At 60.2% G+C, this 13,288-nt stretch carries 10 protein-coding genes; 9 read left to right on the plus strand and 1 reads right to left on the minus strand.

The window, feature by feature from the left end; genetic code table 11:
* Window positions 1–9: 9 nt before the first annotated feature.
* Window positions 10–1,293, minus strand: coding sequence for a citrate synthase (gene gltA, locus PSOLE_RS20820; protein WP_074856053.1), 1,284 nt, complete (start codon window positions 1,291–1,293; stop codon window positions 10–12).
* Window positions 1,294–1,655: 362 nt separating this feature from the next.
* On the opposite strand from gltA, the gene sdhC reads away from it, so the two are divergent.
* The 9 genes from sdhC to sucD all read left to right on the plus strand — a co-directional run bounded on the left by sdhC (window position 1,656) and on the right by sucD (window position 13,061).
* Complete coding sequence (gene sdhC, locus PSOLE_RS20825; RefSeq protein WP_074856056.1) at window positions 1,656–2,030, plus strand: succinate dehydrogenase, cytochrome b556 subunit; 375 nt, start codon at window positions 1,656–1,658, stop codon at window positions 2,028–2,030.
* Window positions 2,024–2,392: a succinate dehydrogenase, hydrophobic membrane anchor protein gene (gene sdhD / locus PSOLE_RS20830; RefSeq protein ID WP_003459983.1), complete on the plus strand. Its 369-nt coding sequence runs from the start codon at window positions 2,024–2,026 to the stop codon at window positions 2,390–2,392. The genes sdhC and sdhD overlap by 7 nt, the downstream gene beginning before the upstream one ends.
* A 3-nt stretch (window positions 2,393–2,395) precedes the next feature.
* Entirely contained in the window at window positions 2,396–4,168 is a 1,773-nt protein-coding gene (sdhA, locus tag PSOLE_RS20835; protein WP_003459985.1) for a succinate dehydrogenase flavoprotein subunit, read from the plus strand.
* Window positions 4,169–4,179: 11 nt separating this feature from the next.
* Window positions 4,180–4,887: a succinate dehydrogenase iron-sulfur subunit gene (locus tag PSOLE_RS20840; RefSeq protein ID WP_003459986.1), complete on the plus strand. Its 708-nt coding sequence runs from the start codon at window positions 4,180–4,182 to the stop codon at window positions 4,885–4,887.
* Window positions 4,888–5,136: 249 nt separating this feature from the next.
* Entirely contained in the window at window positions 5,137–7,968 is a 2,832-nt protein-coding gene (locus PSOLE_RS20845; RefSeq protein WP_074856058.1) for a 2-oxoglutarate dehydrogenase E1 component, read from the plus strand.
* A 65-nt stretch (window positions 7,969–8,033) separates the two neighbouring features.
* Entirely contained in the window at window positions 8,034–9,260 is a 1,227-nt protein-coding gene (gene odhB / locus PSOLE_RS20850; protein ID WP_074856060.1) for a 2-oxoglutarate dehydrogenase complex dihydrolipoyllysine-residue succinyltransferase, read from the plus strand.
* Window positions 9,261–9,326: 66 nt separating this feature from the next.
* Complete coding sequence (gene lpdA, locus PSOLE_RS20855; RefSeq protein ID WP_074856063.1) at window positions 9,327–10,763, plus strand: dihydrolipoyl dehydrogenase; 1,437 nt, start codon at window positions 9,327–9,329, stop codon at window positions 10,761–10,763.
* 244 nt (window positions 10,764–11,007) lie between these two features.
* A complete protein-coding gene (sucC, locus tag PSOLE_RS20860; RefSeq protein WP_074856066.1) occupies window positions 11,008–12,174 on the plus strand; it encodes an ADP-forming succinate--CoA ligase subunit beta in 1,167 nt (388 codons plus the stop codon).
* Window positions 12,174–13,061, plus strand: coding sequence for a succinate--CoA ligase subunit alpha (sucD, locus tag PSOLE_RS20865; RefSeq protein ID WP_003459991.1), 888 nt, complete (start codon window positions 12,174–12,176; stop codon window positions 13,059–13,061). The genes sucC and sucD overlap by 1 nt, the downstream gene beginning before the upstream one ends.
* The last annotated feature ends 227 nt before the right edge of the window (window positions 13,062–13,288 follow it).

A 13,288-nucleotide genomic window follows, 5' to 3' on the forward strand; every position in this document is an offset into this window, starting at 1 on the left:
GGGGCGCTATCAATCGCGGTTGGTCGGCAGATCGCGCTGCTTGTAACCGGTGTACAGCTGGCGCGGACGGCCAATCTTGTACGGACCCGAGAGCATTTCCTTCCAGTGCGAGATCCAACCCACGGTACGTGCCAGGGCGAAGATAACGGTGAACATCGAGGTCGGAATGCCGATGGCTTTGAGGATGATGCCCGAGTAGAAGTCGACGTTCGGGTACAGGTTGCGCTCTTTGAAGTAGGGATCGGTCAGGGCGATCTCTTCTAGGCGCATGGCCAGTTCAAGCTGCGGGTCATTGGTGATGCCCAGCTCGCCGAGAACTTCGTCGCAGGTCTGCTTCATCACGGTGGCGCGCGGGTCGCGGTTCTTGTACACGCGGTGGCCGAAGCCCATCAGCTTGAACGGGTCGTTCTTGTCCTTGGCCTTGGCGATGAACTTGTCGATGTTCGAAACGTCACCGATCTCGTCGAGCATGGCCAGTACGGCTTCGTTGGCGCCACCGTGTGCCGGGCCCCACAGCGCGGCGATACCGGCTGCGATACAGGCGAACGGGTTGGCACCCGAGGAGCCAGCCAAACGTACGGTGGAGGTGGAGGCGTTCTGCTCATGGTCGGCATGGAGGATGAAAATCTTGTCCATCGCCTTGGCCAGAACCGGGCTGATCGGTTTGATCTCGCACGGGGTGTTGAACATCATGTGCAGGAAGTTTTCCGCGTAATTCAGGTCATTGCGCGGGTACATCATGGGCTGACCCATGGAGTACTTGTAGGTCATGGCGGCGATGGTCGGCATCTTGGCCACCAGGCGCATGGCCGACACTTCGCGGTGCTGCGGGTTATTGATGTCCAGCGAGTCGTGGTAGAACGCTGACAGGGCGCCCACGATACCCACCATGATGGCCATCGGGTGGGCATCGCGGCGGAAACCGTTGAAGAAGGTTTTCAGCTGTTCATGAACCATGGTGTGGTTCTTGATGGTGCTGACGAACTTGGCCTTTTCTTCCTTGCTCGGCAGTTCGCCGTTGAGCAGCAGGTAGCAGGTTTCCAGGTAGTCAGACTGCTCGGCGAGCTGCTCGATGGGGTAGCCGCGGTGCAGCAGGATGCCTTGATCGCCGTCGATATAGGTGATTTTCGACTCGCAAGAGGCGGTCGACATGAAGCCAGGATCAAAGGTGAACCGACCCGTGGCGGTCAGGCTCCGCACATCGATTACATCGGGACCAACAGTGCCGGTCAGAACGGGCAGTTCGACGGGGGCATTGCCCTCGATGATCAACTGCGCTTTTTTGTCAGCCATATGTGGCCTCCTAGTTATGCTTGAAATCATCAGACAGCCCCCCACGCAGGGCCCGCACCACTATAGTGGGATAAATCCGAAAGTCAATTTGCGAGAACCCAGGCAGTAGAAGGGTTTGAACGGTATTTTCAACGAAAAAAGGGTGCTATTTACGCCATTTGTTTAAAGGCTGCAATGCGCTTTTTGGGGGAGGGCATTGCATTGTCATTAGTCTGCTAACTGTCTATACTCTGCGGCCGACCGCCACAGGCTTTAGGCCGTGTCATGGCGGTTGTCACTCATTGGGTGATGGGTACCTTGCCAGTGCACTTCCCAACAACTTTGCCCTGATCGTTAGGGGCTCTCAGTGTGATAAAAAAGCCGTGAATAGCCAACGACCTGTAAACCTAGACCTTCGGACTATCAAGCTTCCGATCACCGCTTACATGTCCATTCTTCACCGTATCTCCGGTGTCATCCTCTTTGTCGGTATCGCCATTCTGCTGTTTGGCCTCGACAAGTCGTTGACCTCCGAGGAGGGCTTCGCCCAGGTGAAAGAATGTCTGACCAGTCCGCTGGCCAAGTTCGTGATCTGGGGTCTGTTGTCCGCTCTGCTGTACCACCTGGTGGCCGGTGTACGCCACTTGATCATGGACATGGGCATCGGTGAGACGCTGGAAGGCGGCAAGCTGGGCTCGCAAATCGTCATCGCCGTCTCGGCGGTCGTGATCGTGCTGCTGGGGGTGTGGATATGGTAACTAATGTCACGAATTTCTCGCGTTCGGGCCTCTATGACTGGATGGCTCAGCGCGTTTCTGCGGTCGTTCTCGCGGCTTACACGCTGTTTCTGCTGGGCTATGTGATCTGTAATCCAGGTATGGGCTACGCCGAATGGCATGGTCTGTTCTCGCATGCCGCAATGCGTATCTTCAGTCTGCTGGCTCTTGTAGCGCTGAGCGTGCACGCCTGGGTTGGCATGTGGACCATCTCCACCGACTACCTGACGCCGATGGCGCTGGGCAAGTGGGCGACTGGTGTGCGTTTCCTGTTCCAGGCTGTGTGTGGCATCGCGATGTTCACGATGTTCGTCTGGGGCGTGCAGATTCTGTGGGGTTTCTGATTCATGGCTAGCATCCGTACTCTTTCCTATGACGCCATCATTGTGGGTGGCGGCGGCGCCGGCATGCGTGCTGCGCTGCAACTGGCCCAGGGCGGTCACAAGACTGCCGTGGTCACCAAGGTGTTCCCGACTCGTTCGCACACCGTTTCCGCTCAGGGTGGCATTACCTGCGCCATCGCTTCGGCCGATCCGAACGATGATTGGCGCTGGCACATGTACGATACCGTCAAGGGTTCCGACTACATCGGTGACCAGGACGCTATCGAATACATGTGCTCCGTCGGTCCGGAAGCTGTGTTCGAGCTCGAGCACATGGGTCTGCCGTTCTCCCGTACCGAGCAGGGCCGCATCTACCAGCGTCCGTTTGGTGGTCAGTCCAAGGGGCCGGACAATCCGACCCAGGCTGCTCGTACCTGTGCTGCTGCCGACCGTACCGGTCACGCACTGCTGCACACCCTGTATCAGGCCAACCTGAAAGCCGGCACCTCGTTCCTCAACGAGTGGTACGCGGTTGACCTGGTGAAGAATCAGGACGGCGCCATCGTCGGCGTCATCGCCATCTGCATCGAGACTGGCGAAACCGTCTACATCCGCTCCAAGGCCGTGGTTCTGGCCACCGGCGGTGCTGGTCGTATCTACGCCTCCACCACCAACGCCCTGATCAACACCGGTGACGGCGTGGGCATGGCCCTGCGTGCCGGCGTGCCGGTGCAGGACATCGAAATGTGGCAGTTCCACCCGACCGGTATCGCCGGCGCTGGCGTACTGGTCACCGAAGGTTGCCGTGGCGAGGGTGGTTACCTGATCAACGCCCATGGCGAGCGTTTCATGGAGCGTTATGCGCCGAACGCCAAAGACCTGGCTGGTCGCGACGTGGTTGCCCGTTCCATGGTCAAGGAAGTCATCGCCGGCAACGGCTGTGGCCCGGACAAGGACCACGTACTGCTCAAGCTCGACCACCTCGGCGAAGAAGTGCTGCACAGCCGTCTGCCGGGTATCTGCGAACTGTCCAAGACCTTCGCTCACGTCGACCCGGTCGTCGCTCCGGTTCCGGTGATCCCGACCTGCCACTACATGATGGGCGGCGTGCCGACCAACATTCACGGCCAGGCCATCACTCAGGATGCCAACGGCAACGACAAGATCATCGAAGGTCTGTTCGCCGTAGGTGAAGTGGCGTGCGTATCGGTACACGGTGCCAACCGTCTGGGCGGCAACTCGCTGCTCGATCTGGTGGTATTCGGCCGCGCCGCTGGCCTGCACCTGGAAAAAGCGCTGAAAGAAGGCGTGGAAGTCCGTGGTGCCAGCGAAACCGACATCGAACAGTCGCTGTCGCGTCTGGCTGGTGTCAACGAGCGCAGCACCGGTGAAGACGTCGCCCCGCTGCGTAAAGAGCTGCAACAGTGCATGCAGAACTACTTCGGTGTATTCCGTACTGGCGAATACATGCAGAAGGGCATCCAACAACTGGCCGACCTGCGTGAGCGCATCGCGAAAGTCAAAATCGCGGACAAGAGCCAGGCGTTCAACACTGCGCGTATCGAAGCGCTGGAACTGCAAAACCTGCTCGAAGTGGCTGAAGCGACTGCGGTTGCCGCCGAGGCTCGTAAAGAGTCCCGTGGTGCCCATGCTCGTGAAGACTTCGAGGAGCGCGATGACCAGAATTGGCTGTGCCACTCCCTGTACTTCCCAGGCGAGAAGCGCGTTGCCAAGCGTGATGTCAACTTCGCGCCGAAGACCGTTCCGGCATTTGAACCCAAGGTTCGGACTTATTAAGGGTGACTGATATGTTGCAAGTCAGTGTTTATCGCTACAACCCGGAGAAGGACGCTGCTCCGTTCATGCAGGACTTCCAGGTCGACACCGGCGGCAAGGACATCATGGTCCTCGACGTGCTGGCGCTGATCAAGGAACAGGATGAAGGTTTCTCCTACCGTCGTTCCTGCCGTGAAGGCGTGTGTGGTTCAGACGGCATGAACATCAACGGCAAGAACGGCCTGGCCTGTATCACACCGATCTCCGCTGCCGGCCTCAAGGGTGGCAAACTGGTGATTCGTCCGTTGCCGGGCCTGCCGGTCATTCGTGACCTGGTCGTCGACATGAGCATCTTCTACAAGCAGTACGAGAAGGTGCAGCCATTCCTGCAGAACGATACGCCGGCTCCGGCCATCGAACGTCTGCAGACTCCGGAAGAGCGCGAAAAGCTCGACGGTCTGTACGAGTGCATTCTGTGCGCATGCTGCTCGACCAGCTGCCCGTCGTTCTGGTGGAACCCGGACAAGTTTCTCGGTCCCGCTGCACTGCTGCAGGCCTATCGCTTCCTGGCCGACAGCCGTGACACCAAGACCGCCGAGCGTCTGGCCTCGCTGGACGATCCGTTCAGTGTGTTCCGTTGCCGCGGCATCATGAACTGCGTGAACGTCTGCCCCAAGGGTCTGAACCCGACCAAGGCGATCGGCCACGTGCGTAACATGCTGCTGCAGAGCGGTACCTGATTCGCAAGTTGCTATACCTGTAATACCTGCGAGTCCGGCCCAGGTCGGCCTCGCAGTAAAGCCAGAGCTGCAGCCCACAAAGCTGCGGCTCATACTCGAAAAATATGACGACCAGCAGGGGCATCCGGGCTGGTGCCCGGACTATCTGCGGGAACCCAAGTGGCTTTATCCGAGTCGCAGCATCATGACTTTGATCAGGACCATGCGGTATTCGCGCCGGTGGTGTCCCTTTACCGAGGGTGACCAAGCATGCAAGAAAGCGTGATGCAGCGCATGTGGGACAGTGCCCACCTATCCGGTGGCAACGCTGCCTACGTGGAAGAGCTCTACGAGCTCTACCTGCACGATCCCAACGCTGTGCCAGAAGAGTGGCGCACTTACTTCCAGAAGCTGCCGACCGACGGTAGCGCTGCAGCGGATGTGCCGCACTCGACCATTCGCGATTATTTCGTCCTGCTCGCCAAGAATTCGCGTCGTGCCCAGCCGGTTTCTGCCGGGGCCGTCAGCAGCGAGCACGAGAAGAAGCAGGTAGAAGTGCTGCGTCTGATCCAGGCCTACCGCGTGCGTGGCCACCAAGCCGCCCAGCTCGATCCGCTGGGGCTGTGGGTGCGTACCGCGCCGTCCGATCTGTCGATCAACCACTACGGCCTGACTGACGCTGACCTGGATACCACTTTCCGTACCGGCGAGCTGTACATCGGTAAGGAAGAGGCGACCCTACGTGAAATTCTCGGCGCATTGCAGCAGACATATTGTCGCACCATCGGTGCCGAGTTCATGCACATCGTCGATTCCGGCCAGCGCCACTGGTTCGCCCAGCGCCTGGAAAGCGTGCGTGGTCGTCCGCAATTTTCCGCTGAAGTGCAGGCGCACGTGCTCGAGCGCATCACCGCCGCCGAAGGCCTGGAGAAGTACCTGGGCACCAAATACCCGGGGACCAAGCGTTTCGGCCTGGAGGGTGGCGAGAGCCTGATCCCGCTGCTGGACGAAATCATCCAGCGCTCCGGCTCCTACGGCACCAAGGAAGTGGTCATCGGCATGGCTCACCGCGGCCGTCTGAACGTTCTGGTCAACACCTTCGGCAAGAACCCGCGCGACCTGTTCGACGAGTTCGAAGGCAAGAAGATCGAAGGTCTGTCGTCCGGTGACGTGAAGTACCACCAGGGCTTTTCCTCCAACGTCATGACTGCCGGTGGCGAAGTACACTTGGCGTTGGCGTTCAACCCCTCGCACCTGGAGATCGTTTCTCCGGTGGTCGAAGGTTCGGTACGTGCCCGCCAGGATCGTCGCAACGACGCCAGTGGCGACAAGGTACTGCCGATTTCCATCCACGGTGATGCGGCATTCGCCGGTCAGGGCGTGGTCATGGAAACCTTCCAGATGTCGCAGACCCGTGGCTACAAGACGGGCGGCACCATCCACATCGTGATCAACAACCAGATTGGTTTCACCACCAGCCATCCGGAAGACTCGCGCTCGACCGAATATGCCACCGACGTGGCGAAGATGATCCAGGCGCCGATCTTCCACGTGAACGGCGACGATCCGGAAGCCGTGTTGTTCGTGACCCAATTGGCTGTCGATTACCGCATGCAGTACAAGCGTGACGTGGTCATCGACCTGGTCTGCTACCGTCGTCGCGGTCACAACGAGGCCGACGAGCCGAACGGCACCCAGCCGCTGATGTACCAGCAGATCGCCAAGCAGCGCACTACTCGTGAGCTTTATGCCGATGCACTGGTCGCTGCCGGTGTGCTGAGCAGCGAAGACGTGCAGGCCAAGATCGACGAATACCGTACCGCGCTGGATAACGGTCAACACGTGGTCAAGAGCCTGGTCAAGGAGCCCAACAAGGAACTGTTCGTCGATTGGCGTCCGTACCTGGGCCACACCTGGACTGCGCGTCATGACACTCGCTTCGACCTGAAGACCCTGCAGGATCTGTCTGCCAAGCTGTTGGAAATTCCTGAGGGCTTCCTGGTTCAGCGTCAGGTGGCGAAGATCCTCGAAGACCGTCAGAAGATGGGCGCGGGCGGCTTGCCGATCAACTGGGGCTTCGCCGAGACCATGGCTTACGCCACTCTGCTGGTCGAAGGTCATCCGATCCGCATGACCGGTCAGGACATCGGCCGTGGCACCTTCTCGCACCGTCACGCGGTGCTGCACAACCAGAAGGATGGCTCGACCTACGTTCCGCTGAAGAACCTGTACGACGGTCAGCCGAAGTTCGAGCTGTACGACTCCTTCCTCTCCGAGGAAGCGGTACTGGCGTTCGAGTACGGTTATGCCACCACTACGCCGAACGCGCTGGTGATCTGGGAAGCCCAGTTCGGCGACTTCGCCAACGGTGCCCAGGTGGTATTCGACCAGTTCATTTCCAGCGGCGAGACCAAGTGGGGTCGTCTCTGCGGTCTCACCGTTCTGCTGCCGCACGGCTATGAAGGGCAGGGGCCTGAGCACAGCTCGGCGCGTCTGGAGCGTTATCTGCAACTCTGTGCCGAGCACAACATGCAGGTCTGCGTACCGACCACCCCGGCGCAGGTCTATCACATGCTGCGTCGCCAGGTGATCCGTCCTCTGCGCAAGCCGCTGGTGGCGCTGACGCCCAAGTCGCTGCTGCGTCACAAGCTGGCCATCTCGACCCTGGAAGATCTGGCCGAAGGCTCCTTCCACACCGTAATCGGCGAGATCGATTCGCTGGATCCGAAAAAGGTCGAGCGTCTGATCCTGTGCAGCGGCAAGGTCTACTACGACCTGCTGGAAAAACGTCGTGCCGAGGGACGCGAAGACATCGCCATCATTCGTATCGAGCAGCTCTATCCGTTCCCGGAAGACGATCTGGCCGAGGCGCTGGCGCCGTACAAGAACCTCAAGCACATCGTCTGGTGTCAGGAAGAGCCGATGAACCAAGGCGCTTGGTACTGCAGCCAGCACCACATGCGTCGCGTCGCTACCGCGCACAAGAAGTCGCTGCTTCTGGAGTACGCCGGTCGTGATGCGTCGGCAGCGCCAGCCTGCGGTTATGCGTCGATGCACGCCGAGCAGCAGGAAAAACTGCTGCAGGACGCCTTTACTGTTTAACGCCTTCATCCGCCAGGTGGCAGATGCCACCTGGCGGTAAAACCGAATTTAAGGAAACGCATACAATGGCTATCGAGATCAAAGCCCCAACCTTCCCGGAATCGGTTGCCGACGGTACCGTGGCCACCTGGCACAAGAAGCCTGGCGAAGCGGTCAAACGCGATGAGCTGATCGTCGACATCGAAACCGACAAGGTCGTGATCGAAGTACTGGCCGAGGCCGATGGTGTCCTGGCTGAAATCATCAAGAACGAAGGCGACACCGTTCTTTCCAACGAGCTGCTGGGCAAACTGACCGAAGGTGGTGCTGCCGCCGCCGCTCCGGCTGCTGCACCGGCCGCTGCCGCTGCGCCGGCCCAGGCTGCTGCTCCGGCTGCTGCTGGTGACGACGCCATCCTCTCGCCGGCCGCGCGCAAGCTGGCCGAAGAGAACGGCATCGACCCGAACAGCATTGCCGGCACCGGTAAAGGTGGCCGTGTGACCAAGGAAGACGTGGTCGCTGCCGTCGAAGCCAAGAAGAACGCTCCGGCTGCCGCTGCCAAGCCTGCCGCTGCCCTGGCTGCTGCCGCTGCTGTAGTCGCCACTGGCGACCGCCCCGAGAAACGTGTGCCGATGACCCGTCTGCGCGCCAAGATCGCCGAGCGTCTGGTTGAAGCCCAGTCCACCATGGCCATGCTGACCACCTTCAACGAAGTGGACATGACCGAAGTCATGGCCCTGCGTTCGAAGTACAAGGACCTGTTCGAGAAGTCCCACAACGGCGTGCGCTTGGGCTTTATGTCGTTCTTCGTCAAGGCAGCTACCGAAGCGCTGAAGCGTTTCCCGGCAGTCAACGCCTCGATCGACGGCAACGACATCGTTTATCACGGCTACGCCGACATCGGTGTTGCCGTGTCCAGCGACCGTGGCCTGGTGGTGCCGGTATTGCGTAACGCCGAGCAGATGAGCCTGGCTGAAATCGAGAGCGGCATCGCCACCTTCGGCAAGAAAGCCAAAGACGGCAAGCTGTCGATCGAAGAAATGACTGGCGGCACCTTCACCATCACCAACGGTGGTACCTTCGGTTCGATGATGTCGACCCCGATCGTCAACCCGCCGCAGGCTGCGATCCTGGGTATGCACAACATCGTTCAGCGCCCGATGGCGATCAACGGCCAGGTGGTGATCCGTCCGATGATGTACCTGGCGCTGTCTTACGACCACCGCCTGATCGATGGTAAGGAAGCCGTGACCTTCCTGGTAACCATCAAGAACTTGCTTGAAGACCCGGCTCGCCTGCTGCTGGAAATCTAAAAGCCAGTCTCCTCCACGGCGGCCCTGTTCTCAGGGCCGTCCGGTTTATTCGAGAAGGAATACGTTATGACCCAGAAATTCGACGTGGTAGTCATCGGTGCCGGCCCTGGTGGCTATGTAGCCGCCATCAAAGCAGAGCAGCTCGGCCTTAAGACTGCCTGCATTGAGAAGTACCAGGGCAGCGACGGCAAGGTCGCTCTCGGCGGCACTTGCCTGAACGTCGGTTGCATTCCGTCCAAGGCGCTGCTGGACAGCTCCTGGAAGTACCACGAAGCCAAAGAAGGCTTCGCTGTACACGGCATCGAAGCCAAGGGTGTGACCATCGACGTGCCGGCCATGGTGGCGCGCAAGAACACCATCATCAAGAACCTCACCGGTGGTGTTGCCGGCCTGTTCAAGGCCAACGGCGTGACCCTGCTGGAAGGCCACGGCAAGCTGCTGGCTGGCAAGCAGGTCGAAGTGACCGGCACTGACGGCAAGAGCCAGGTGGTCGAAGCCGCTCATGTGATCATCGCTTCCGGCTCCAAGCCGGTCGAGATCCCGCCGGCACCGGTCGACCAGGATGTGATCGTCGACTCCACCGGCGCCCTGGAATTCCAGAGCGTACCGAAGAAGCTGGGCGTCATCGGCGCTGGCGTCATCGGTCTGGAACTGGGCTCGGTCTGGGCTCGCCTGGGCGCGGAAGTCACCGTCCTGGAAGCCATGGACAAATTCCTCGCAGCCGCCGACGAGCAGATCGCCAAGGAAGCCCAGAAGACCCTGACCAAGCAGGGCCTGGACATCCGCCTGGGCGCTCGCGTTACTGGTACCGAGGTCAAGAAGAAGCAGGTAACCGTCACCTTCACTGACGCCAATGGCGAGCAGAAGATGACCTTCGACAAGCTGATCGTGGCCGTAGGCCGTCGTCCGGTGACCACTGATCTGCTGGCTGCCGACAGCGGCGTGGACCTGGACGAGCGCGGCTTCATCTTCGTCAACGACCAGTGCGAAACCAGCGTTCCGGGCGTTTACGCCATCGGTGACGTGGTGCGCGGTGCCATGCTGGCGCACAAGGCCTCGGAAGAGGGTGTGATGGTTGCCGAGCGTATCGCCGGCCACAAGGCGCAGATGAACTACGACCTGATCCCGTCCGTGATCTACACCCACCCGGAAATCGCATGGGTCGGCAAGACCGAGCAGCAGTTGAAGGCCGAAGGCGTTGCCGTCAACGTCGGCACCTTCCCGTTCGCTGCCAGCGGTCGTGCCATGGCGGCCAACGACACCGGCGGCTTCGTCAAGGTCATCGCCGACGCCAACACCGACCGTGTACTGGGCGTGCACGTGATCGGCCCAAGCGCTGCCGAGCTGGTACAGCAAGGCGCGATCGGCATGGAATTCGGCACCAGTGCCGAAGACCTGGGCATGATGGTCTTCTCCCACCCGACCCTGTCCGAGGCACTGCACGAAGCGGCCCTGGCGGTTAACGGTGGCGCGATCCATATCGCCAATCGCAAGAAGCGTTGAGTGTGCAAATGGCCGGTAGCGTCCGGCCACTGCAGCAGTTGTTGTAAGCCACCGTGGTAGGTGGGGCGTCGTGTAATCGCCTCATCGCCACGGTGGTATTTGCAAGCAGAACCACGTCGGGTGGCCCGCGTCGAGCTCGACTCGCGGCGGAAGGCCCGGCGGACTGCTTCGGCAGTCACAGGTGGTGCGGTATCACAAGTACAGCGCCGAATGCGCAATACCTAAACGAAGACGGTAGACAAGCATGAATCTTCACGAGTATCAGGGTAAGCAGCTCTTCGCTGAATACGGCCTGCCCGTATCCAAGGGCTTCGCGGTAGACACCCCGGAAGAAGCCGCAGAAGCCTGCGAAAAAATCGGCGGTAGCGAGTGGGTCGTCAAGGCTCAGGTCCACGCTGGTGGCCGCGGTAAAGCCGGTGGCGTAAAGCTGGTCAAGAGCAAAGAAGACGCCAAGGCCTTCGCCGCCAACTGGCTGGGCAAGCGTCTGGTGACTTACCAGACTGACGCCAATGGTCAGCCGGTCAGCAAAATCCTGGTCGAATCCTGCACCGACATCGCCAAGGAACTGTACCTGGGCGCTGTAGTGGACCGCTCCAGCCGTCGCATCGTGTTCATGGCTTCCACCGAAGGTGGCGTGGACATCGAGAAAGTGGCCCACGAAACCCCTGAGAAGATCCTCAAGGCCACCATTGATCCGTTGGTCGGCGCTCAGCCGTACCAGGGTCGCGAGCTGGCTTTCCAGCTGGGCCTGGAAGGCAAGCAGGTCGCTCAGTTCGCCAAGATCTTCGTAGGTCTGGCCAAGCTGTTCAAGGATCACGATCTGGCTCTGCTGGAAGTCAACCCGCTGGTCATCAAGGCCGACGGCGACCTGCACTGCCTGGACGCGAAGATCAACATCGACGCTAACGCCATGTACCGTCAACCGAAGCTGAAGACCTTCCACGACCCGTCGCAAGACGATCCTCGTGAAGCCCACGCTGCCAGCTTCGAGCTGAACTACGTGGCCCTGGAAGGCAACATCGGCTGCATGGTCAACGGTGCCGGTCTGGCCATGGGTACCATGGACATCGTCAACCTGCACGGCGGCAAGCCAGCCAACTTCCTCGACGTAGGTGGCGGCGCAACCAAAGAGCGCGTGACCGAAGCCTTCAAGATTATCCTGTCCGACAGCAACGTCGCTGCCGTTCTGGTGAACATCTTCGGCGGCATCGTTCGTTGCGACATGATCGCCGAAGGCATCATCGGCGCCGTGAAAGAAGTCGGCGTGAAAGTGCCGGTCGTGGTCCGTCTGGAAGGTAACAATGCTGAGCTGGGCGCCAAGGTCCTGGCCGACAGCGGTCTGAACATCATCGCGGCTACCAGCCTCACCGACGCTGCCCAGCAGGTCGTCAAAGCCGCGGAGGGCAAGTAATGAGCGTCCTGATCAATAAAGACACCAAAGTCATCTGCCAGGGCTTCACCGGCTCGCAGGGCACTTTCCACAGCGAACAAGCCATCGCCTACGGCACCAAGATGGTTGGCGGCGTGACTCCGGGCAAGGGCGGCACCACTCATCTGGGCCTGCCGGTGTTCAACACCGTCAAGGAAGCTGTAGAAGCTACCGGCGCTGACGCGTCGGTCATCTACGTACCGGCTCCTTTCTGCAAGGACTCGATCCTGGAAGCCGCCTTCGGTGGCATCAAGCTGATCGTCTGCATCACCGAGGGTATTCCTACCCTCGACATGCTGGATGCCAAGGTCAAGTGCGACGAGCTGGGCGTGACCCTGATCGGCCCGAACTGCCCAGGCGTGATCACTCCGGGCGAGTGCAAGATCGGCATCATGCCGGGTCACATCCACCTGCCAGGCAAGGTCGGTATCGTTTCGCGTTCCGGCACCCTGACCTACGAAGCTGTCAAGCAGACTACCGACGCCGGCTTCGGCCAGTCGACCTGCGTCGGCATCGGCGGTGACCCGATCCCGGGCTCCAACTTCATCGATATCCTGAAGCTGTTCCAGGAAGACCCGCAGACCGAAGCGATCGTTATGATCGGTGAGATCGGCGGTTCCGCTGAAGAAGAAGCTGCGGCCTACATCAAGGCCAACGTCACCAAGCCTGTCGTTTCCTACATCGCCGGTGTTACCGCACCTGCGGGCAAGCGCATGGGCCATGCTGGCGCCATCATCTCCGGTGGCAAGGGCACTGCAGACGAGAAATTCGCTGCACTGCAGGACGCTGGCGTGAAAACCGTGCGTTCCCTGGCTGACATCGGCAAGGCCCTGGCCGAGCTGACCGGTTGGGAAGTCAAGAAGGCCTAAGCCTTCGCTGACTGCACGCAAAAGGCCACCTTCGGGTGGCCTTTTTCGTTGTGCGCCAGGCATGGCGCGTAGCGCCGTGACTGGCGCTGTTCGGTTCACTGTGGTGGTGGACTGGACGACTTGGAGGTGAAAGTCCTCTACACACCCGGCAAGGGGAAGTGTTAGCCAGAGGCAAGGGTGTCGCGGGCGACTGCGAATCTGAAGGAAGCCCGAGGCAAAATGCTGGC

This window comes from Pseudomonas oleovorans subsp. oleovorans, from assembly GCF_002197815.1.
GTDB classification, from domain to species: domain Bacteria; phylum Pseudomonadota; class Gammaproteobacteria; order Pseudomonadales; family Pseudomonadaceae; genus Aquipseudomonas; species Aquipseudomonas oleovorans.